At 68.3% G+C, this 20703-nt stretch carries 15 protein-coding genes and 2 pseudogenes; 5 read left to right on the top strand and 12 right to left on the bottom strand.

Going from position 1 to position 20703, the window contains the following annotated elements; genetic code table 11:
* Positions 1-233: 233 nt before the first annotated feature.
* From arsJ to ACESMN_RS00345, 3 genes are all read right to left on the bottom strand, one after another.
* Positions 234-1475 (bottom strand): organoarsenical effux MFS transporter ArsJ, encoded by a 1242-nt coding sequence (gene arsJ, locus ACESMN_RS00355; RefSeq protein WP_373051590.1) that lies wholly within the window; start codon positions 1473-1475, stop codon positions 234-236.
* A gap of 213 nt (positions 1476-1688) precedes the next feature.
* A complete protein-coding gene (locus ACESMN_RS00350; protein WP_373051589.1) occupies positions 1689-2180 on the bottom strand; it encodes a TspO/MBR family protein in 492 nt (163 codons plus the stop codon).
* 37 nt (positions 2181-2217) lie between these two features.
* Positions 2218-3606, bottom strand: coding sequence for a TAXI family TRAP transporter solute-binding subunit (locus ACESMN_RS00345; protein ID WP_373051588.1), 1389 nt, complete (start codon positions 3604-3606; stop codon positions 2218-2220).
* A 174-nt stretch (positions 3607-3780) separates the two neighbouring features.
* Here ACESMN_RS00345 and pbpG point away from each other — a divergent pair, with 174 nt between their 5' ends.
* Positions 3781-4713 carry a D-alanyl-D-alanine endopeptidase gene (gene pbpG / locus ACESMN_RS00340; protein WP_373051587.1) on the top strand — a complete coding sequence of 311 codons (933 nt, stop codon included), beginning with the start codon at positions 3781-3783 and terminating at the stop codon, positions 4711-4713.
* 33 nt (positions 4714-4746) lie between these two features.
* On the opposite strand, the gene ACESMN_RS00335 is transcribed toward pbpG, so the two are convergent.
* From ACESMN_RS00335 to ACESMN_RS00320, 4 genes are all read right to left on the bottom strand, one after another.
* Positions 4747-5409, bottom strand: a complete 663-nt coding sequence (locus ACESMN_RS00335) for a TVP38/TMEM64 family protein (RefSeq protein ID WP_373051586.1) — start codon at positions 5407-5409, stop codon at positions 4747-4749.
* Positions 5406-6809 (bottom strand): replication-associated recombination protein A, encoded by a 1404-nt coding sequence (locus ACESMN_RS00330; RefSeq protein ID WP_373051585.1) that lies wholly within the window; start codon positions 6807-6809, stop codon positions 5406-5408. The genes ACESMN_RS00335 and ACESMN_RS00330 overlap by 4 nt, the downstream gene beginning before the upstream one ends.
* A complete protein-coding gene (gene lolA / locus ACESMN_RS00325) occupies positions 6806-7441 on the bottom strand; it encodes an outer membrane lipoprotein chaperone LolA (protein WP_373051595.1) in 636 nt (211 codons plus the stop codon). Before lolA ends, ACESMN_RS00330 begins: the two co-directional genes overlap by 4 nt.
* Before the next feature lie 82 nt (positions 7442-7523).
* On the bottom strand, positions 7524-9821 hold the full coding sequence (locus tag ACESMN_RS00320; protein ID WP_373051584.1) for a DNA translocase FtsK: 2298 nt from the start codon (positions 9819-9821) through the stop codon (positions 7524-7526).
* A gap of 374 nt (positions 9822-10195) precedes the next feature.
* On the opposite strand from ACESMN_RS00320, the pseudogene trxB reads away from it, so the two are divergent.
* The 4 genes and pseudogenes from trxB to ACESMN_RS00300 form a co-directional block, all read left to right on the top strand.
* Positions 10196-11140 (top strand): annotated as a pseudogene (gene trxB, locus ACESMN_RS00315) (thioredoxin-disulfide reductase); the annotation flags it as partial.
* Positions 11141-11195: 55 nt separating this feature from the next.
* Positions 11196-12362 carry a GNAT family N-acetyltransferase gene (locus ACESMN_RS00310; protein WP_373051583.1) on the top strand — a complete coding sequence of 389 codons (1167 nt, stop codon included), beginning with the start codon at positions 11196-11198 and terminating at the stop codon, positions 12360-12362.
* 64 nt (positions 12363-12426) lie between these two features.
* Complete coding sequence (gene aat / locus ACESMN_RS00305; RefSeq protein WP_373051582.1) at positions 12427-13185, top strand: leucyl/phenylalanyl-tRNA--protein transferase; 759 nt, start codon at positions 12427-12429, stop codon at positions 13183-13185.
* 96 nt (positions 13186-13281) lie between these two features.
* Complete coding sequence (locus ACESMN_RS00300; RefSeq protein WP_373051581.1) at positions 13282-16524, top strand: error-prone DNA polymerase; 3243 nt, start codon at positions 13282-13284, stop codon at positions 16522-16524.
* A 133-nt stretch (positions 16525-16657) separates the two neighbouring features.
* Here ACESMN_RS00300 and dsrE2 read toward each other — a convergent pair whose 3' ends face one another.
* The 5 genes and pseudogenes from dsrE2 to ACESMN_RS00275 form a co-directional block, all read right to left on the bottom strand.
* On the bottom strand, positions 16658-17128 hold the full coding sequence (dsrE2, locus tag ACESMN_RS00295) for a sulfur carrier protein DsrE2 (protein ID WP_373051580.1): 471 nt from the start codon (positions 17126-17128) through the stop codon (positions 16658-16660).
* A 363-nt stretch (positions 17129-17491) separates the two neighbouring features.
* On the bottom strand, positions 17492-19036 hold the full coding sequence (locus ACESMN_RS00290) for a dynamin family protein (RefSeq protein ID WP_373051579.1): 1545 nt from the start codon (positions 19034-19036) through the stop codon (positions 17492-17494).
* Between the two features lie 37 nt (positions 19037-19073).
* Entirely contained in the window at positions 19074-19607 is a 534-nt protein-coding gene (locus tag ACESMN_RS00285) for a hypothetical protein (RefSeq protein ID WP_373051578.1), read from the bottom strand.
* Positions 19604-20233 carry a DUF302 domain-containing protein gene (locus ACESMN_RS00280; protein WP_373051577.1) on the bottom strand — a complete coding sequence of 210 codons (630 nt, stop codon included), beginning with the start codon at positions 20231-20233 and terminating at the stop codon, positions 19604-19606. The genes ACESMN_RS00285 and ACESMN_RS00280 overlap by 4 nt, the downstream gene beginning before the upstream one ends.
* A gap of 106 nt (positions 20234-20339) precedes the next feature.
* A pseudogene (locus tag ACESMN_RS00275) lies at positions 20340-20703 on the bottom strand (hypothetical protein); the annotation flags it as partial.

The raw sequence follows: 20703 nt of genomic DNA, 5'->3' as shown, positions 1-20703 counted from the left end.
GCTTCCAGCCGCGGTTCCCACCCTGCCTCGACACCATCGCGGCCAGAGGCCGCTCCCACCACCCCGAGCCCCCCTTGTCGCAGGAGCGGCTTCCAGCCGCGATGCGTCGTCCCATCAAGGGCCGGGGAGCGGATATCGAACCGCCGCAGGCGGGCCCGAAGGACGGCGGGCAGGATGCCCGGAGTAACGGCCCCCACCCCCAACCCTCCCCCGCCAGCGGGGGAGGAAGATCTTCATCGTCGGGAGTGGTCGCTCGTACCCTCGGGCCCCAACGGGCGCACGGTCCCGCGCGGCAGCAGGGAGGACAGCATCCACGCGGCGAACACGAAGGCGGTGGAGGCCAGCAGGCAGCCGGTGATGCCATGCGTCATGAAGATCCAGCCGGACAGCACCGTGCCGATCAGCCGTCCGCCCGCATTGGCCATGTAGTAGAACCCGACCTTCATCGCGACCCGGTCCGAATCGGCATAGTCCAGGATCAGGAAGGAATGAACCGCGGAATTCACCGCGAAGACCACGCCGAAGAGTCCGAGTCCGAAGATCAGCACCAGACCGGGATCGAGCCCGGTCTCCAGGCCAATGACGATCCCCACAGGTATCAGCATCAGCACCAGCGCCCAGACCCGCGCGGTCAGACCCGTCGGATCCAGGCCACGGCGAGCGATCAGCGTCGGGACGGCGGCCTGCACGATCCCGTAGCCGATGATCCACAAGGCCAGGAAGCCGCCCACCTGCAGGTGGTTCCAGTCCAGGGTCGCGGTCAGGAACACCGGCAGCGCGACCACGAACCAGACGTCGCGTGCCCCGAACAGGAAGAATCGCGCGGCCGAGAGCACATTGATCGCCGGGCTGTTGGCGAACATCTGGGTGAACTTCGGCTTGCCCGCGACACGTCCGAGGCCGCGCGGCAGCCCGAGCGCGGCCAGGCTCAGGCTCAGCACCAGCAACGCGGCCAGCGCGACCAGCGCGCCGCGGAACCCGACCGTGTACAGCAGGGCCGCGCCGACGAAGAAGCCGAGTCCCTTCAACGCGTTCTTGGATCCGGTCAGCCAGGCCACCCAGCGGAACAGCCGGCCCTCCACGTCGCCGGCCACGAGCTTCACGCCCGACTTCGCGCTCATCTTGTTCAGGTCCTTCGCGATACCCGAGAGCGCCTGGGCGAACATCACGTAGGCCACCGACAGCCAGGCATCGGGGACGGTCAGCAGCAGCAGCGCCGCGATCTGCAGCAGGGTCCCCGACACCAGCGTGGTATTCAGCCCCAGCCGCGCGGCGACCCACCCGCCGGTGAGGTTGGTGACGATCCCGAAGAACTCGTAGAACAGGAACAGCAGCGCGATCTCCAGCGCGCTGTAACCCAGCTGGTGGAAGTACAGCACCACCAGCATCCGGATCGCACCGTCGGTAATCGTGAACGCCCAGTAGTTCGCGGTGATCCGCGCATACGCGGCGAGCCCGAGCGGCGAGGCGTTCAACTTCTGCGCTCCAGCGCTGGGGGCGCGCCGGACCGCGCGGGCAGAATCCGGCCGTCGGCGGCTCCGGGGCGCTGTGCCGGCCCCGGAGCGGAGGGGCGGAGGCCGGGCCGTCGGCGGTCATGGATGGCCGCCGTCGAGCGCCCATGGATGGCTTGAGCGTGCCCGGACTCCGCCCCTCCGTTCCGGGGCCCAACCACAGCGCTGAAGCACACGTCAGTTCAATACCCAGAATGCGTGGTTCAGAAACGCGGCGAAGCCGACCCAGGCCAGGTAGGGCAACAGCAGCGCGCCTGCGATCCGGTCGAGGCGCCAGAACAGCACCAGCGTTGCGAGGATCGCAAACCAGAGCACCACGATCTCGAACAGCGCGAGACCGATCTGCTGGAGGCCGAAGAACAGGATGGACCACAGCAGATTGAGGCCGAGCTGTACCAGGAACAGGCCGAGCGCCCAGGGTGCGCCCCGGAATCCGTGCACGCGCCAGATACGCCAGGCGGCGTAGGCCATCAACACGTAGAGCAGCGTCCAGACCGGGCCGAAGACGGCGTTCGGCGGCGCGAAATCCGGTTGCACCAACTGCGGATACCAGTCGGTCACCGAGCTCCGCGTGACCAGGCCGCCGATGATGGCCACCACGAGCACCAGGGCAAGCCAGAGCACCAGGCCGCGCAGATCGCGCCAGGAAATCGCATCACTTCGGTTCATGCCATTCTCCCCCATCTTCCCCGGTCGCCATGGCCGACTAGGCAGTGGTCTCGGTGTCGCGTCGGTCCTCCGCCAGCAGATCGCGCACGCGCTGGCGCATGTAGGCGATGTGCAGCCGCAGGTTGTAGAACTCCTCCATATAGGACAGCGGCACCTCGGTGGCCGACACGTCCCGGTCGAGACGTTGCAGCAGGGCCAGGTCGCTCTCCAGCCGGGAGCGCGGCAAGCCACCGCGCGACAGCTCCTCATCGATCAGCCGCACCTGGCGATACCAGCGGAAGATGCGCCGGCGCATGCTCCACTGCAACGCCGCCGGCGCAATGCGGAACAGCGGAATGATCACGGTCAGCAGCGGGATGATCAGGATCGCCGTGCGGTCGATCAACGAGGCTGCCCAGAACGGCAGGTGGCGATGCAGGAGGTTCGGGCCACGCTCGAAGAAGTAGCGCGCGTCCTCCGCCAGGGGGATGTCCGTGTATTCGAGGGACGGAAACTCGCTGGCCGATCCCACCAGGTGGGGGGTCGGGCTGCGCTGCGCCGCCTCGATCAGGAGCTGAAGGACGCTGCGATGCGTGTCCTTGCGCACCACGAGGTATGTCGCTGCCGCGACCATGCGCACGTCCCGGGGCGGCAGATTGCGACGCGGATCCACCACACCCTGGAACAGGGTGACCGCGGACAGGTAGGGCAGGCGCTGCGCCAGACCGGCGGCCTGTGTCAGGTCCACCACGCCCACCGCGTCTGCGCCCAGCAGCCGTTGCACCAGCGGGGCCTGCGGCGCCATCACGAAGGCGGCGGCGTCGACGGCGCCGGTCTCCAGTGCATCGGCGGCCTCTCTGCCCCCGATCCTGACGAGATCCGTCCCGATCTCTTCGAGGATGTCATCGAATCCCATCTCCGACAGCAGTGCCCGCATCAGGTGCTGCGTCCCGCTGCGCTCGGCGCCGATCGCGATCCGGCCTTCGGCCAGCCGTTCGAGGCGGCCCGAGAGGGTCGAGGCCCGTTCCTCGCGCTGAGCCGGCGACTGGCGATGGAAGAGGAACAGCGGCTCGAAGGCGATGCTGACGACTGCCTCCAGTTCATTCGCCGCGCCAGCCGGCGCGGTGCCGCCCTGCACAAGCGCCGCATCCACCGCGCCGGAAAGGAGCAGGTTCCAGTTCTCGACGGAACCGGCCGTGGCAACGGTCTCGAGGCGGACGTCCTTCTGGGCGAACCAGCGCGCGTAGAGGTCCCCGGTCAGTTCGTAGGCCCCGCCCGGACTCCCGGTCGCCAGGCGCACCTGTTTCGGCGGCGCGGGCTCCACGAACTGCCAGGCGATGATCAGGGCCAGCAGGCCAATGAGCGCCACCAGGCCCCAGACGAACATCGCGGTGGCCGGGGCCCGCGGGACCAGGAGTCGTCCCGGCTTCTTCGGGGTATCGTTCATGAACGGGCGCATTCCCTTTCGATCCGCGCAATGTCTCACGATTCGATCCCGGACGCACCCTGCCGGCGCTTGACGACTCCCGGCATGGAATGTCCCCGGGACGTCTGTTTGGTTATCCTTGCAGCGCCCGGAGAGACCCTTCCGCAGCACCGATCCCGACACAGACCTCCCAAGATGAAGAAGACATTCCGGAACCTCCTGCTCGCGCTCTCGCTCCCGTTTGGCCTGTCAGCCGGCCATGCGACCGGCAGCGGTTCCCCGCCGCTCCCGGATCCGGCGCAACTCCAGCTGGCGTCGGTGCACGCAGCGGTGGCACCGCTCGACAGTGGCGGCACGTTGTACGGCAAGTTCGCCGACCGGCCGGTATCCATCGCCTCGATCACCAAGCTGATGACCGCGATGGTGGTGCTGGACTCGGGCCAGCCGCTGGACGAGTGGCTTCCGATCCTGGAACGGCAGGACGATCCGCCGAAGAACAGCTTCTCCCGGCTCCGGCCAGGCTCGGAGGCACAGCGCGGCGACCTGCTCGGGATCACGCTGATGTCCTCCGAGAACCTCGCGGCCTACGTGCTCGCGCGCCATCACCCTGGCGGCCGGGAGGCCTTCATCGAGGCGATGAACCGCAAGGCGCGGGAACTGGGCATGCACCAGAGCCGTTTCGTGGATCCCTCCGGCCTGTGGCCGGAAAATCGGGCCACTGCGAAGGACCTCCTGAAGATGGTCCGCGCCGCACACGCCTACCCGGAGATCCGGGAGATGTCCACGGATTCCAGCCGACGCGTGCACTTCCGCAGCCCGCGCTACAGTCTGGACTTCGGCAATACCAACCCGCTGATACACTCCTCGCGCTGGGACGTGGGACTGAGCAAGACCGGGTATATCAACGAGGCCGGACGTTGCCTGGTGATGGTGGCAGACGTCGGCGGCGAACCGATGGCGATGGTGTTGCTGGATTCCTTCGGCACCCGGACGCCACTGGGCGACGCCGGGCGGATCCGCCGGTGGCTGGAGACCGGGTCTGGCGGTACGGTCGCCGGCGCCGCGCTCGACTACGAGCGCAGAAGGGCCGCGGCCGTGGCAGGCGCGGGTACCGTTGGCGGCCAGTGATCGACCGCCGCTTCGGTCTGGCGCGGGGAGAACCTACTCCGCGCGCTCATGTTTGCGCAGGCGCTGGATGAACCCTGGCAGAAACAGCAGCAGGGCGATCAGCGCGAGCGCGACGAGCAGGAGCTCGATCAGGTTCTCCGCCCCTGCGAGCGACTGACGGGTCGCATGACCGAGCCAGGTGTAGGCCGCGAGATTCGGTATCAGCGCGATCCCGGTGGTCCAGGCGTAGGTGCTCACGCGAATCCCGGTAAGGCCGAGCGCGAAGTTGGTGGGGGCGAAGGGGAACACCGGAATCAGGCGCGTCATCGCGACGAACCGCCAGCCCTCGGCCTCCACGCCCCGCATCACCCGGCGCACCTTGGGTCCAGCGTGACTGCACACGTAGTCGCGGGCGAGATGGCGCCCGATCAGAAAGGCCAGCACCGCCGAAAGGGTGGCACTGGCCAGACTCAGGACCGTGCCTCCCCAGGGGCCGAACAGGCTGCCCCCGAGCAGGACCCAGAACGTCGTGGGAACCGGCAACAGGGCCAGCATCACGAAGGCCCCCGCGAACAGCAGGTAGCCCCAGGCACCGAAGCTCTGGAACCGCGTCTCCAGCGCGACGAAGTCGATCTCCTCGAGCGGAATCTCCGCGATCAGATGGATCACCGCCACGGCCACGGGCAGCAGCACCGCCACCCAGACCCACGGCTTCACGACCCCCCTCCCCGCCCCCCTGTCCTGCCCTTCGGGGGCCGCCCCAGCCTCGCGAGACGTTCCGCCAGCGCCTGCTCCGTGCCATCACCCCGGGGTTGATAAAAATGGCGGCCGAGCAGCCGCTCGGGAAGGTAGGTCTGCCCGCGCGCGAAGCCGTCCGGCTCGTCGTGGTCGTAGCGGTAGCCGGCGCCGAACCCCTCCGTGCGCATCAGATCGGTCGGTGCATTGCGCAGATGCAAGGGAACCGGAAGGCTGCCGCTGTCAGCGATCGCGGCGCGTACCGCCCCGAGAGCGACATATGCGGAATTGCTCTTGGGCGCACTCGCCAGTTCGATCGCCACCTGCACCAGTGCCAGATCGCCCTCCGGACGTCCCAGCCGCTCGACCGTTTCCCAGGCCGCGAGCACCCTGCCCGCCAGACCCGTGTCGGCCAGCCCGATGTCCTCGTATGCCATGCGCAGCAACCGCCGCCCGAGGTAGCCGGGGTCACACCCGGCATCGAGCATGCGCACCAGCCAGTAGGCCGCGGCGTCCGGATCCGACCCGCGCACCGACTTGTGCAGTGCCGAGATCTGGTCGTAAAAGGCATCGCCCTGGCGATCGAACTGCAGGGACTGCGATCCCATCACGGCGCGCAGCGCATCCGGGGTGATCTCTCCGCTCACGGCGAGGTCCGCCGCCGTCTCCAGCCAGTTCAGGGCCCGGCGCGCATCGCCGTCGGCCGCGTTCGCGAGGCGCTCGATCCACTCGTCCTCGAGGCGCAGCGCGATCTCTCCGAGGCCGTGCTCGGAATCGGAGAGGGCCTGGCGGAGGAGTCGGGCGATCGCGTCGACCGGGACCGGCTGCAGACGATAGACCCGAAGCCGGGACAGCAGCGCGTTGTTCAGCGCGAAGGACGGGTTTTCGGTGGTCGCCCCGATGAACCGGAGGGTGCCGTCCTCGATGTGCGGCAGCAGGGCATCCTGCTGGGCCTTGTTGAAGCGGTGGATCTCGTCGATGAACAACAGGGTTCCCTGCGCGTTCGCCGCCCGCCGCGCCCGCGCCTGCTCGACCACGGCGCGCACCTCCTTCACCCCGGCCAGCACCGCCGAGAGGGTTGCAAAGGCCAGCGCGCCGCTGTCCGCGACCACGCGTGCGATGGTGGTCTTGCCGGAGCCCGGCGGCCCCCAGAGGATCATCGACGGGATCTTGCCCGCCTCGATGGCCCGGCGCAGGGCCGCCTCCGGCCCCAGCAGGTGCGCCTGACCCAGCACGTCGTCGAGCCGGCGCGGTCGCATGCGCTCCGCCAGCGGCACGGAGGCGCGGGACCCGTGCGCGGAATTCTCCGGCTCCGCTACCCGCGGTGGCCCGGGAACGGGCGCGTCACCGAACAGATCACGGCTGCCGGGATCCCGGGTCACGGCCGGTAGACGTCGGTGCCTGGCGGTGGCGTGAACTGAAACTCGCCCGACGCCAGCACGGGATTGCGCTGCGTGTCCTGCAGGCGGATCTCGGTGCGCTGGCCAAAGACATCCATGAAGGCGAGGCCGAGCAGATCATCATCCGGACCGAGGTCCACTTCCAGACGCGTGAAGTCGGCATCAGTGGCACGCGGCAGCAGCACCAGCCGCCAGCCCTCCGCGACCTCCTCTTCGTCGACCGCGAAGTGCTCATCGAGACGGTGGGGCTGGGTCAGCAGCGCAAGAGGCGTCGCCTCGAGAGCCGTATCGATCGGGCGCACCGTGGCCTGGCGGAGTTCCGGGTCGTGGATCCACAGGTATTCCCCGTCCGCGACGATCTGCTGCTCGAAGGGGGCGTCGAGTTCCCATCGCAGTTGGTCGGGGAGCCCGATCGAGAAGCGTCCCCCGGCCTCCTGCAGCAGGAAGCCGGTCTCGTCGGTCAGGGTCTGCGTGAATTCCGCGGAATAGGTCTCGAGCCCCTGCAGGAAGCGGTCCAGCGCCGCGCGCGCGTCGGCAGCGACCGACGTCGGGACGAACGCGAGTGCCGCGAGCAGCACCGCGTAGGCGATGAACGGGAAGGGTTTGCGTGTCATCGGCATCACCGTCGGGGAAAAGGATTGCCGGCCCATGCTGGCACCACGACCGTAAACGGCGGCTGAATCGTCGCGCACCACCTCACTCCTTGCCCCCGGGCGCCAGGACCTCCCGGTTGCCGTTGGACTGCACCGGGCTGACCACCCCCGCCGCCTCCATGTCCTCCACCATCCGGGCCGCGCGGTTGTACCCGATCTTCAGGCGCCGCTGCACGTAGGAGATCGACGCCTTTCGCGACTCGATCACGATCTGCACCGCCTGGTCGTACAGCGGGTCACTCTCCGCCTCTGGCGCGGACGCTTCCAGCCCGGGGATCGCCGCTGCACCGGCCTCGGGTTCGTCCAGAATGCCGGGGTCGTAGTCGGGTTCACCGGTGGCCTTCAGGTACTCGACCACCTGGTGCACCTCGTGATCCGCGACGAAGGCGCCATGGACCCGCTCCGGCAACGCCTTGCCCGGTGCCAGGTACAGCATGTCTCCGTGTCCGAGCAGGTGCTCGGCCCCCATCTGGTCGAGGATGGTGCGCGAATCCACGCGCGAGGAGACCTGAAAGGCGATGCGGGTCGGAATATTGGCCTTGATCAGGCCGGTGATCACGTCCACCGACGGCCGCTGGGTCGCCAGGATCAGGTGAATGCCGGCCGCCCGCGCCTTCTGCGCGAGCCGCGCGATCAGCTCCTCCACCTTCTTGCCGACCACCATGATCATGTCCGCGAACTCGTCGACCACGATCACGATGAACGGCATCCGCTCCAGCACCGGCGGCTCCACCTCGGCCACCTGCTCGTCCGGATTGAAGGTCGGGTCCTGCAGCGGCACCCCCGCGGCCTCGGCCTCGCGGACCTTCTTGTTGTAGCCGGCGATGTTGCGCACGCCGAGCAGCGACATCAGCTTGTACCGGCGCTCCATCTCGGCGACCGCCCAGCGCAGCGCGTTCGCCGCGTCCTTCATGTCGGTGACCACCGGAGCCAGTAGATGCGGAATGCCCTCGTAGACCGACAGCTCCAGCATCTTCGGGTCGATCAGGATCAGCCGGATTTCCTCGGCGGTCGACTTGTACAGCATCGACAGCAGCATGGCGTTCACGCCCACCGACTTCCCGGAACCCGTAGTGCCCGCGACCAGCAGGTGCGGCATGCGTCCGAGGTCCGCGATCACCGGCGCACCGCCGATGTCCTTGCCGAGCGCGAGGGTCAGCGGCGATCTGGCGTTCTCGAACAGGTTCGAACGCAGGATCTCCGACAGCGAGACGAGTTCGCGCTCCTCGTTCGGGATCTCCAGCCCCACGGTGGATCGGCCCGGGATCACCTCCACGATCCGGACCGCGATCACCGACAGGGAACGCGCGAGATCCTTCGCCAGCGCGGAGATCCGGGCCACCTTCACGCCCGGCGCGGGGTGCAGCTCGAAGCGCGTGATCACAGGGCCCGGCTGCACCGCGACCACCTCCACGTCGACCCCGAAGTCGCGCAGCTTCAGCTCCACCAGCCGGGACATCGCCTGCAGCGACTCCTCCGAGTAGCCGCTGACCGCCGCGGGCGGTTCGTCGAGCAGGCCCAGCGGCGGATGGGGGTCGCTGGTGTCGCCCGCAAACAGGGGCACCTGCTTCTCCTTCATCACCCGGGGGCTGGGGGGTGGCGGATCGACGCGCGGCTCCACGCGCGACGGGGGCCGATGCGCGACCCGCGCCCGCTCGCGCTCCACGCGCACCTCCCGCTGCGCCTTCTCGGCCGCCCCGATACGCTGATCGCGCAGGGTATCGATGCGCGTGCGGAGGTATTCGATCCCGTCGAGCACCCCCTTGCCAAGACGATCCATCAGGGAAAACCAGGACAGCCCGGTGAATACCGTGAAACCCGTCAGGAACAGGGCCAGCAGCAGCAGCGTCGCGCCGACCAGGCCGAGCCCGGACGTGGTGACCCTGGCCACGAGCTCGCCCAGTATCCCGCCCGCGTTCACCGGAAGATTGCCGGGCAACCAGTGCAGCGCCGCAAGTGCGGAGCCGGAGAGCAGCGCCACCAGCAGCGCCAGTCCGCGAAGGCCCAGTTCCAGCGAACCCGCGATGCGCGCCTCCCGGCGATGACGGAACAGCCACCAGCCCACGCCGATGAACACCAGCGGAATCAGGTAGGCGAGATAGCCCAGCAGATGGAAGGCGACATCCGCGAACCAGGCCCCGGCCGCGCCACCGAGATTGCGCACCCCGGCGCCGTCCCCGGTGTAGGACCAGCCCGGATCCCCGGGGTGGTAGGTGAACAGTGCGACCAGCAGGTACAGCGCCAGCATGCCGAACACCAGCAGCGCGCCCTCGCGCAGGCCGCGCAGCAACTGCAGGCTCAGGCTTGCATCAGCCCGGGGCTGTACCTTGGTTTGCGCCATCTGGACATCCGTCGGAAGTGGGTGGGGAGCTGCGTCGCATGGGACGGGTGCTGCCGGCTTGCGCGGGTTGCCCTGCGCATCCGACCGGCGTGCCGGGCGCCCGGGCGCCGCCATGCCCCGCACGGGATCGGGTGCCGGGTGGTGGGCTCAGGGAGCATTCGAAGTCCCGATTCTACGTTGTTAAAATGGCGCCGCAAAGCGGGCAGTGGCCATCGGCGGCCTGTGGCCGTTGGACACTGTGGCGGCCAATGCGAATAATCACGCCCATGGCCGCCGCACGCGGTGTCGGGCCCTAACGAGCGTCCCGTTCCTCGAGCGCTTCCCCGTTTCCCCCGACCTTACGAAACCTGCACGGAGAACTGTTGATGACCGACACCAAGCACTGCCGTCTGCTGATCCTGGGCTCGGGTCCAGCCGGCTGGACGGCGGCGATCTATGCCGCCCGGGCCAACCTGAACCCGGTGGTGATCACGGGTCTGGAGCAGGGCGGACAGCTGATGACGACCACCGACGTCGACAACTGGCCGGGAGACATCGAGGGTCTGCAGGGACCGGACCTGATGCAGCGCATGCAGAAGCACGCGGAGCGCTTTGCCACGGAGGTGATCTTCGATCATGTCCACACCGCGGAACTCGGCTCGCGGCCGTTCCGGCTGATCGGGGACAGCGGTTCCTACACCGCCGATGCGCTGATCATCGCGACGGGGGCGACCGCGATGTACCTCGGGCTGGAGTCCGAGGAGGCCTTCAAGGGCAAGGGTGTCTCCGCCTGCGCGACCTGTGACGGCTTCTTCTACCGTGGTCAGGAGGTCGCGGTGATCGGCGGCGGCAACACCGCGGTCGAGGAGGCACTGTACCTGTCCAACATCGCCGAGCGCGTGACCCTGGTCCACCGGCGCGACGCCCTGCGCGCGGAGAAGATCCTGCAGAGCCACCTGTTCGAGAAGGAGGAGGCCGGAAAGATCCGCATCGAGTGGAAGCACGTGCTCGACGAGGTGCTCGGCGACCAGACCGGCGTCACCGGTGTCCGGCTGCGGCACGTGGAGACCGGCGACACGAAGGACCTGGCGCTCACCGGGGTCTTCATTGCGATCGGCCACAAACCCAACACCGGCATCTTCGAGGGCCAGCTGGACATGGAGGGCGGCTACATCCGGGTCCAGAGCGGGCTCCAGGGCAATGCGACGGCGACCAGTCTGCCCGGCGTCTTCGCCTGTGGCGACGTGATGGACCAGATCTACCGCCAGGCCGTGACCTCGGCCGGAACCGGCTGCATGGCCGCACTGGACGCGGAGCGGTTCCTGGAGGAGCATCCCTGAAGGGGCGGAGACGCGCCTTCCGGCCGGCCGCGGCGCCGGAAGCCCGGACCACCACGTGATCGGCACGCCGGAACAACCGAGCCTTCGGGTCGAGATCCGCGATGGTCTCGACGCGGTCGAGCCCGGATCCTGGGATGCGCTGACGGCCGGGCGCGAGCCCTTCCTCCGGCACGCCTTCCTGGAGGGGCTGGAGCGCTACGGCTGTCTGGGCAGGCGCTACGGCTGGTTCCCGCAGCACGTGCTGCTGTTCCGCGACGACCGGCTGGTTGCGGCGGCGCCCTGCTACGCGAAGACGAACAACTACGGCGAATTCGTCTTCGACTGGGCCTGGCAGGCGGCCTGGGAGCGTCAGGGCCAGCCCTACTATCCCAAGCTGGTGATCAGCGTGCCGTATACCCCGGCCACCGGTCCGCGCCTGCTGATCCATCCCGACGCCGACGACCCGGCGGCGCTGCAGCGCCGGCTGCTCGACGCGGCGGTCGCCCGGGGACAGGAGCTCGGCGCTTCCGGGGTGCACGTGCTGTTCCCCCCGGAACCGGAAGCGGCGCTGGCCGCCGAATCGGGTCTGGTGCGGCGGATGGGCTGCCAGTACCACTGGCACAACCGCGGCTACACGGACTTCGACGCCTTCCTCGCGGCCCTGAGCTCCAAGAAACGCAAGAACGTGAAGCGGGAGCGGCGCCGGGTCCGGGAACAGGGCATCGAGTTCCGCGTCCTGACCGGTGCCACCGCCAGCGCGGAGGACTGGGCCCGGTTTCACCGCTTCTACCAGGACACCTTCGAGCGGCACATGGGGATACCGACGCTCTCCGAGGGCTTCTTTGCCGGAACCGCCGCCGCGCTGGGACCCCAGGTGGTGCTGTTCGAGGCATGCCGGGAATCGGCGACCATCGCCGCGGCCCTGTGCTACCGGAGCCATGACACCCTCTATGGGCGCTTCTGGGGCTCCAGCCTGGAGTTGCCCGACCTGCATTTCGAGACCTGCTACTATCAGGGCATCGAGTACTGCATCGACGAGCGGCTGGCGCGCTTCGAGCCAGGCGCCCAGGGTGAGCACAAGATCCCGCGCGGATTCCTGCCCGTGCCCACCGCCTCGGCCCACGCCGTGCTGACCCCGGGCTTCGGGGCATCGGTAAAGGACTTCTGCCTGCGCGAGAGCCAGATGATGCAGGCCCAGTGTCAGCAGCTGATGCAGCACTCGCCCTACCGTCAGGAAGGCTGAGGGAAGCGGCGATGATCCCCACGTCCCGCCCGCGCGAACCCGTTCCCGTACCGCCCGACCGGCAATGAGCGGCCCCACGCGCCCAATGATCACCTGGCTGCACGCCGGGCTGGTGGGAGAGCCCTTCCCGTCACCCTCGCAGGCGTGGCTGGAACCCAATGGCCTCCTTGCCGCGGGCGGCGACCTGTCGCTCGCGCGCCTGCTGCGCGCCTACCGGCAGGGCATCTTCCCCTGGTACGAACCGGGACAGCCCATCCTCTGGTGGAGCCCCGACCCGCGCACCGTACTGGACCCGGCGGCGCTGCGCATCTCGCGCAGTCTCAGAAAATCCATCCGCAACGGCGGATTCGAGGTCAGCTTCGACCGGGATTTCGAGGCGGTGGTGAGGGCCTGTGCGGCACCGCGGCCAGGGGCTTCGGGGACCTGGATCACGGTGGAGATGCGCCACGCGTACCTGAGACTGCACCAGGCCGGACACGCCCACTCCCTGGAGGTCTGGCAGCACGGTGAGCTGGTCGGTGGCCTGTATGGCGTGGCGGTGGGACGGCTGTTCTGCGGCGAGTCCATGTTCTCCCGGGTCAGGGACGCCTCGAAGGTGGGCCTCGCCTGGCTGTGCCGCCATCTCGTGGCCTGGGAGTGGCCGCTGATCGACAGCCAGACTCCGACGCCGCACATGCTGGCGATGGGGGCCCGCGAGATTCCGAGGGAGCGCTTCCTGGAACGGCTGCGTGACCTGACCAGCCGCGCACCCGGCGCGGATGCGTGGCAGTTCGACCCCGGCATCCATCCGCTCGACGCGGACTGGCGCCGGGGCGACGGCTGACATGCCGGCCATCGGGAACCGCCTGCCGCTGGCCAGGCACGCCCGGCTGCCGGTGAGGTTGCGGTAACGGCCATATACTGTTTACATGAACAGTATATGCAGCCAACGGACGACACCCCTCCCGGCTATGCCGAACTGGCCTGCTGCAGCAACTTCAGCTTCCTGCGCGGCGCCTCGCACCCGGAGGAACTGGTGCAGCAGGCGGCGGCACTGGGCTACCACGCGCTCGCACTCACCGACGAGTGTTCGCTCGCGGGCATCGTCCGTGCGCACGAGGCAGCCGAAGCCACCGGTCTGCACCTGATCGTCGGCACGGTCCTGCGCCTGCATGACGGACCGCGCCTGACCCTGCTGGCACGTTCCCTGAAGGGCTATCGCACCCTGTGTCGGCTGATCACCCGGGCCCGCCGTGCCGAACGCAAGGGGCAGTACCGCCTCGGACGGGACGACCTGCTGCGCCCGGAGTGGGCCGGCCTGCCCGACTGCGAGGTGCTGTGGCACATCGAGGCCGAAACCGGGACGCAGGCATCGGGGGTGGCGGAGCCGCTTCATGCGTTGGGGGTTGGGGATTGGGCGCAATGGCTGCAAAGGGTGGCCCCGGTGGAGCGCCTGCACCTTGCGGTTACGCTCGAGCGCAGCCCCGACGACACGGCGCTGCGGGAGCGGGCTGCGGCACTGAGTATGGCCACCGGAATCCCGGTCGTCGCCTGCGGGGACGTACTGATGCACGTACGTGGCCGGCGCGCGTTGCAGGACGTACTGACCGCGCTGCGGCTGAAACGGCCGGTGGCGGAGGCCGCACCGGCGCTGTTCCCGAACGGGGAGCACTGCCTGCGCCCCCGCGGGGAACTCGCCCGGCTGTACCCTGCCGCCTGGCTGGCCGAGACCCTGCAGGTGGCCGGACACTGCCGCTTCCGGATGGACGAGGTCCGCTACGAATACCCCGTCGATGCGATCCCGGCCGGCGAGCGGCCGGGGCCCTGGCTGCGCCGGCTGGTCGAACAGGGCTGTCGCGCCCGCTGGCCGGAAGGGACGCCGGAAAAGGTCCGCGCGCAGATCGAACACGAACTCGCGATCATCGCCGACCTCAACTACGAGCCCTACTTCCTGACCGTCCACGACATCGTCCGCTTCGCCCGCGGACGGGGCATCCTGTGCCAGGGCCGGGGCTCGGCCGCGAACTCGGCGGTCTGCTACGCACTCGGCATCACCGCGGTGGACCCGGCGCGCTCCAGCATGCTGTTCGAGCGCTTCATCTCGCGCGAGCGCAACGAGCCGCCGGACATCGACGTCGACTTCGAACACGAGCGGCGCGAGGAGGTGATCCAGTACATCTACCGGCGCTACGGGCGCGAACGCACCGCGCTGACCGCCACCGTGATCCGCTACCGGCGCCGCAGCGCACTGCGCGACGTGGGCCGGGCACTGGGCGTGAGCCGCGCCCGCATCGACGCCCTGACCGCGAACATGGCCTGGTGGGACGAGGGCATCCCGCGCGAGCGCCTGCAGGAGGTGGGGCTGGACCCGGACGGGCCACTGGCCCGGCAGTGGCAGGTGCTGGCGCAGATGCTGCGCGGCTTTCCCCGGCACCTGTCGCAGCATACCGGTGGCTTCGTGATCGCCGCCGGGCGGCTGGACGAACTCGTGCCGATCGAGAACGCGGCCATGGCGGAGCGCACCGTGATCCAGTGGGACAAGGACGACCTCGACGCGCTGGGCCTGCTGAAGATCGACATCCTCGCGCTGGGAATGCTCTCCTGCCTGCGCCGCTGCCTGGAACTGCTGGGCCGGCAGCGCGGGCGGAACTGGGGCCTGGCCGACGTGCCGGCCGAGGACCCGGCGGTCTATGCGATGCTGCAGCGAGGGGATACGGTCGGCGTGTTCCAGATCGAATCCCGCGCGCAGATGAGCATGCTGCCGCGCCTGAAGCCCGCAACCTTCTACGACCTGGTGATCGAGATCGCCATCGTCCGGCCCGGACCGATTCAGGGCCAGATGGTGCACCCCTACCTGCGCCGACGGCAGGGACACGAGCCGGTGACCTACCCGGGCCCGGAGGTGCGGCAGGTGCTGGAGCGCACACTGGGGGTACCCATCTTCCAGGAGCAGGTGATCGAACTGGCCATGGTTGCCGCCGGATTCAGCGCCGGCGAGGCGGACGGCCTGCGCCGCGCAATCGGCGCCTGGCGCCGCACCGGCAATCTCGCGCAATACCGCGAACGGCTGCTGCACGGCATGCGCAGCCGCGGTTACCCAGAGGCCTTCGCAGAACAGGTCTACCAGCAGATCCTGGGCTTCGGGGAGTACGGTTTCCCCGAGTCGCACTCCGCGAGCTTCGCGCTGATCAGCTACGTGTCGGCGTGGTTCAAGTGCCGGGAACCGGCGATCTTTGCCTGTGCGCTCCTGAACAGCCAGCCGATGGGATTCTACGCACCGGCGCAGATCGTCGCCGACGCGCGCCGCCACGGGGTCGAGGTGCGGCCGGTGGACGTGACCACGAGCGCGGCGGACTGCACGCTCGAACCGGCTGGCGCCGCGGGGCCTCGAGGGGGACGCAGCAACGGCCCGGGCGCCCGCATCACGCCCGCGCCGGCCCCGGGGGCCGCAGCGCACGCGGGTCCGGAAGCCCTGGCGCTGCGGCTGGGCCTGTCCATGGTGCAGGGTCTGCACGCGGGCAGTGCCGACCGGATTGTCGCGGCACGGGCCGAGGCGGCGTTCCACGACGTCGCCGATCTCGTGGCGCGTGCAGGCCTGGACCGCGGCCAGGCCGAGCGACTGGCGCGCGCCGGGGCGCTGGCGCGGCTCGCCGGGCACCGCCACCGGGCCCGCTGGGCCACGCAGGCGGTGGAGCCGTCACTGCCACTGTTTCCCCTGCCCGGGGAACGCGGGGAGACGGCGCTGCCGCTGCTGCCCACCCCGACCACCGCGGCCGACCTGATACAGGACTACGCGGCAACGGGGCTCACGCTGGGGCCGCACCCGCTGGCCCTGCTGCGCAGCCACCCGGGCCTCGCCGCCCTCCCCACCGCCGAGACCCTGATCGCGGGCGGTGCGCGCCGGCGCGTCCGCTATACCGGGCTGGTGATCACCCGGCAGCGGCCGGGCTCGGCCAGCGGCACCGTGTTCCTGACCCTGGAGGACGAATCGGGCACGCTGAACGTGATCGTCTGGCCGGCGCTGGTGGCGAAGGCCCGGCCGGCAGTGATCCACGCAAGCCTGCTGGAGGTGACCGGGGAACTGCAGCAGGAGGAGGGAGTGACCCACCTGATCGCGCAGCGGCTGCAGGACCGCAGCGCCTGGCTGGGCGAGCTGGCCGTGCGCTCCAGGGACTTCGGATAACCCCCTGTGGGAGCGGCCTCCGGCCGCGATGGTTTGGACGAGGATCGCGGCTGGAAGCCGCTCCTACAGAAACACCCCGCAAAAACGCCCCGCGCGGCGCTGGCCGGGCGGGGCATCACCGAGACTCGGCCGTTTACATGAACAGGCAGATGTCCGACTCGCCGGCGAACTCGAAGAAGGCCGCGGCACCTGCATACTCCACGCCGTCGATGAAATCGCTGGTATCCATCTCGAAGAGATCGACGGTCATCTGGCAGGCGATCATGCGCACGTCCGCCTCCAGGCAGAGATCGCGCAGGTCTTCCAGGCTGGCAACGCCCTTCGCCTTCATCTTCTGCTTCATCATTACCGTCATCATCTTCTGCATGCCCGGCAGCGTCTGCAGCAGCACGGGCACCGGCATCGGCATCGGCATGCCCGGGTTGCCGAGGGAACTGACCTGGAGGTCCATGTTCTTCTTCAGCAACTGCAGGCCGTAGAACGTGAAGAAGACCTCCACGTCGTAGCCAAGCGCCGCCGCCGTAGAGGCCAGAATGAACGGAGGATAGCCCCAGTCGAGACTGCCCTTGGTCGCAATGATTGCCAGTTTCTTGGTGTCACTCATAGTTACTATCCCCAACTCGGTCGATTGATGGCATGGAGCGCGCTCTCGCGGGCGATCCATGAAGAACTTGTACACAGCCGGCTGGATTCCGGCAATCCGTGAAATACCCTAGACATTCCTTTTGGACGGCGAATCGAGCTGCCGATCCCGCTGCCAGTCCCGTACCAGGGCACAGCCCGCACAGACACCCAGCGCAGCCAGGCTTGCCCATACTGAAATGGGCACCAGTACCATCGCCAGAATAAACATGATCCATGCCAGAATTGTCATTCCACCTCTCTCCCATGCGCTCGCATGGGTTTCTTCAAGTCTTGAATTTCACCCGGAACCGCAGGCGACAGTCAACCTGGCGCCGGTGGCATGTCATCCCTGGCTCCGTTGTTCCTCCGGGCCGACCGCGTCCCCGGCCTCTTCTCGCGCCGGTTGTTCTGCCTCGCCCACGCTGCCCCTGGCCCCGCTCGCGGTCATGCCGGCGACGGGCGCCTCCTCGTCCATGAACTGATTGTTCAGACGCTGCACGAAGCCCTCCACCTGATCGCGCAGGTCGTGCAGCTGACGCAACGAGCGGCGGCCAAGCCCCACGGGCGACCTGCGGAAGATCGAACGCCAGAACACGGTATTCTTGCGGAAGGCCGCTCGCCAGTTTCCGGACGAGGACTCTTCCGGCAGGGAACGGGCCACCCGCCGTGCAACCCAACCGCGGTTGATGAAGTGAATTCCCGCCAGCACGACCAGCAGCAGCACCACCGCCAGCACCGAGATGACCGGACGGTCCCCCACCGTCTCCAGCATGGTGCCGTCGAACCACGGCGCGAAGCCTCCGGTCAGCGCCTGAGCCCCCCACACCACCAGCGCGAGCACGATGGCCATCAACACCACGTCGGCGCGCACGACATTGCGGCGCCAGCGCGCCATGGCGCTCTGCAGCGCCGGTCGGACATCCATCTCGATGGACTCCGCGATCGCCTGCATCGCACCCACGATGCGATAGGAACGGGAGGAACTGATCTCCGCGATCTTGGCGTGAATCTCCTCGCGATCGCGCGATGCCTTGTGCTCGTACCGGGTGCGCACCTTGTCGTCGCCGATCTCCACCGCCGCACCCTTGTTGTACAGGCAGTAGAACCGGCCGGTGGCATTGCCCTGCCGCACCACCGCACGCTGCCAGGCCGAGACCACCTCCTCGAGGTTGTCCTCACGCCAGGTGGTGTCGATCATGTTCAGCACGAAGACCAGCTTGGTGAAGTCGTTGCGCGCCGCGACCCGATTGACCAGGTGTTCGAGGGTATCGCGCATTGCGCCCGGCTCCGGGTGCCGGGCATCGAAGAACACCAGCACCAGATCCGACAGATCGATGATGTGGTCGGTCAGCTGCAGGATGGTCGCGCGCTGCTCGTCGGCGTCGAATCCGGGGGAATCGATCAGGATGCGTCCCCGCAGCCGGTCCGCCCTCACGGTCTTCATCGCGAGGAAGTGATCCACCGTGCGGCCGCCGCCGTCGCTGAGACGCTCGATCTCGTGACTGACCCGGTAGAAGGGGAAGCGCGGATCACCGTCGAGCGCCAGCCCCGGCAGTTCCTTCACCTTTTCGCTGGAACCGTAGCTGATGACCGTGAACCGGTCATCCACGGCCTGGCTCCCGCTGCGTTGCACTTCCTTGCCGATGTAATCGTTGATGAAGGTGGACTTTCCGGCTGAAAACGTGCCCAGCACGGCGATCATCGGCCACCAGGAAATGGTGAAGGCGTAGGAATCCTCTTCGGGGTCGAGGAGACCGGCGCCATAGCCAATCCGGTCCAGCATCCGGAACGGATCCACGATCCCCTCGAGTGCCGGGTTCTCCTCGGAAAGCCGATCGCTGAGGAGCGCCAGCTGCTGGTTTACGCGATTGCCGGGACGATTGAACATCAGGACCACCCTGAGGCCGTGGTGAATCAGTGCCGTGTCAGCGGCTGTTCGAGTGTGCCGGGAAATAGGGGCCGGGCGATCCCGGGAATGGTCCCTGATTGCCGCCGAGCGGATTGAACATGTTCATCATACCCAGCGGCCCGGACACGTTGCGGTTCAGACTCCACATATCACGCTGCATATTCAGCGTCGACCCCGCCATCGTGGTGGTGTCGTTGGCCATGCTGCGGATATTCGTGTTCATGCTGGTAAGGTCCCGGGTCATTGAACCGATGTTGCGATTCATCATCACCATGTTGTCGCTGATCGTCAGCATGCGTTCGTCGATGTCGCCCATCTTCGTGGCCATCACCACCATCTCGCGGTCGATCGTACGGGTCATTGCGGACATCTCGATCACCAGGCGGTTCACGTCCCGGGTCAGGCTCGTGATCAGCCAGAATCCGTAGACGGCAAGCACCACGAAGGCCACCAGCGAGGAATAGACGATCAGCTGCAGACGGCGGGACCGGACATCGTACTCGTCGGGGTCCTCGAGGCGCGCATCATTGCGGTCATTGAAACTGCTCATGAGGTGAATCCACCCAGCATCGGTTCGTTACGGGCATCGGCGCCCTGCGTGCCTGCCGCACGGTCGACCATTTCCCGCAGCTGCGCCTGCAGTCCCGCCGCCCGTTCCTGCAGTGCAAGAGGCAGCGGGCGGCTCCCGTGCAGGACCAGGTCGAGATTCGGCACCATCACCCAGAGATCGCCCGCCGACTCCTCGTACAGTGTCACCCGGCACGGAAGGTAGGCGGCGGTGGCCGGATTGTGACGCATCAGGTCAACCGCGAGATGCGGGTCGCAGAAGAGATAGACCTGCAGCAGCGGGAAGTCGTCCCGCAAGCGGGACCGGATCTCCTGCTGTACCGGGAGCATGCCGAGGGATTCCAGCCCGAGGTCGGCCGCCGCCTGTTCCAGGCTTCGCTCCACGTCGCTCGCGTCACGGCCCGGCACGACCTGGCGCCGGTAGACCAGCGCCTCCATCGCATCACCCGTGCGCAGAACGGTCTTCGCGACCTCGGTATAGACGCCCAGCGCGGACCCGTCGAGCCCCCGCGCCTTGTTGACATAGGGCTCGAACGCAAGGATCGCCGCGGCCAGCGCGACAAGCGCGAGGAGCCCGACAAGGGCGAGCAGGTTGCGGACGAGCCTCATGCGCGGCTCCGGCGATACGCATCAGCGTGTCCCCACGGCAGGCGATCATCCCCTCTGTAATGGGCAGGCACGGCATCTCGCATCAGACTGACGACAGCGTCGCATTCTACCTGAATCGCTCGAGATGCGAGCGTCCGGCCGGATGGAAGCGGTCGTACAACGGGGCGAGGCGCCGCAGCATCGGTGGCCGTTCCGCCTCGGGGAGGGCCTCCACCGCGGAATCGTAGGCCAGGAGCGCCGCGGCAAAATCGCCGGACAGGAAGTGGAGATTGCCCAGTTCGCCGTAGAGGTCCGCGCGCCCGGGCGCGTCATCCGGCAGTGCCCGCAGGCCGTCGGCCAGGACGTCGGCCGCGGCCCGGGGTCCACGATCACGCTGGACGCTGCGTGCAAGGGCCATGAGGCCGGACACCGTCTCTGTCGCAGGCTCCGGCTCGGCCACAGGCTCGGGTTCCACCGCAGGCTCGGGTTCC

The organism is Thioalkalivibrio sp., assembly GCF_041690275.1.
Lineage (GTDB): Bacteria > Pseudomonadota > Gammaproteobacteria > Ectothiorhodospirales > Ectothiorhodospiraceae > Thioalkalivibrio.
This window is presented reverse-complemented; position numbering and strand designations above follow the sequence as displayed.